Source organism: Acidovorax sp. CF316 (genome assembly GCF_000276605.1).
In the GTDB taxonomy this organism is placed as follows: Bacteria; Pseudomonadota; Gammaproteobacteria; order Burkholderiales; family Burkholderiaceae_C; genus Acidovorax.
Genome location: NZ_AKJX01000312.1, coordinates 1 through 1,209, shown reverse-complemented (window position 1 = coordinate 1,209; position 1,209 = coordinate 1). Strand labels below are relative to the sequence as shown.

At 68.7% G+C, this 1,209-nt stretch carries 1 protein-coding gene; it reads right to left on the bottom strand.

The window, feature by feature from the left end; translation table 11 throughout:
* Positions 1–91: 91 nt before the first annotated feature.
* Positions 92–1,183, bottom strand: coding sequence for an aminoglycoside phosphotransferase family protein (locus PMI14_RS33265; RefSeq protein ID WP_081497469.1), 1,092 nt, complete (start codon positions 1,181–1,183; stop codon positions 92–94).
* Between the last annotated feature and the right edge of the window lie 26 nt (positions 1,184–1,209).

Below are 1,209 nucleotides of genomic sequence, written 5' to 3'. Positions count from 1 at the left end.
CGCCCCGCCGCGCTGGGGGCGTCCCCCTCCCAGATTGCGAAGCAATATGAGAGAGGGGTGAAGGCGCGAAGCGACTCAGGGGGTGCTTCATTCAAACGCGACCAAAGGCATAGCCCATCGGCGCCTCGGTGCCCTCGATGCCATCCAGCATCTTCAGCAGCGGGCCCAGCTGGCGGTAGCGGTTGGTCGTGGCGCGGATGTAGTGGAGGAAGCGCGGCGCATCGGCCAGGTACCTGGGCTTGCCGTCGCGCAGGGTCAGGCGCGCGAAGATGCCGGCCACCTTGAAGTGCCGCTGCAGGCCCATCCATTCCACGCTGCGGTAGAACTCGCCGAAGTCGTCGCCCCAGCCGCTGGCACTGTTGGCGCCCAGCAGGCCGGCCTTGCGGGCCTTCTCCCAGTAACGCACGGTAATGTCGATGACAAATTCCTCTTCCCAGCTGATGAAGGCGTCGCGCATCAGGCTGGCGATGTCGTAGGTGATGGGGCCGTAGACCGCGTCCTGGAAGTCGAGCACTCCGAGCGGCGCGCCCTCCTGCACCGGCACCATGAGGTTGCGCGCCATGAAGTCGCGGTGCACGTAGACCTGCGGGGCCGCGAGGTTGTGCGCCACGATGGCGTCGAACGCGCCCGAGAGCGTGGCCTGCTGCCCGGCATCGAGCGTCACACCGCGGTGCTTCGCCAGGTACCAGTCGGGGAACAGCGCCAGTTCGCGGCGCAGCAGCGCTTCGTCGTAGACGGGCAGCACGCCGGGCTTCGAGGCCAGTTGCCACTGCAGCAGCACGTCCGTGGCCTGCTGGTACCAGGCATAGGCGTCACGGGGCTTCTCGGGGTCGAGCAGCTCAATCAGCGTCTGGTGCCCCAGGTCGGACAGCAGCATGAAACCGCCGGCCTCGTCCCAGGCCAGGATCTGCGGCACGTTCAGGCGGGCATCGGCCAGCAGGCGCTGCACCTGCACGAAGGGGCGGCAGTTCTCCTTGTCGGGCGGGGCATCCATCACGATGCAGCTCGTGCCCAGCGTGGTGTCGATGCGCAGGTAGCGCCGAAAGCTCGCATCGGCCGATGCCGGGCGCAGTGTTTCGGGCTTCAGCTGGTGGCCGCCCACCAGGGGCGCCAGCCAGGCGTCGAAGGCGCTGTGGCGTGCGGCGTCAGGCCAGGCGACCGTGGAGGAAGAGGGGGTTGCCACCGCCGCACCGGCGGGGGGGGGGGGGG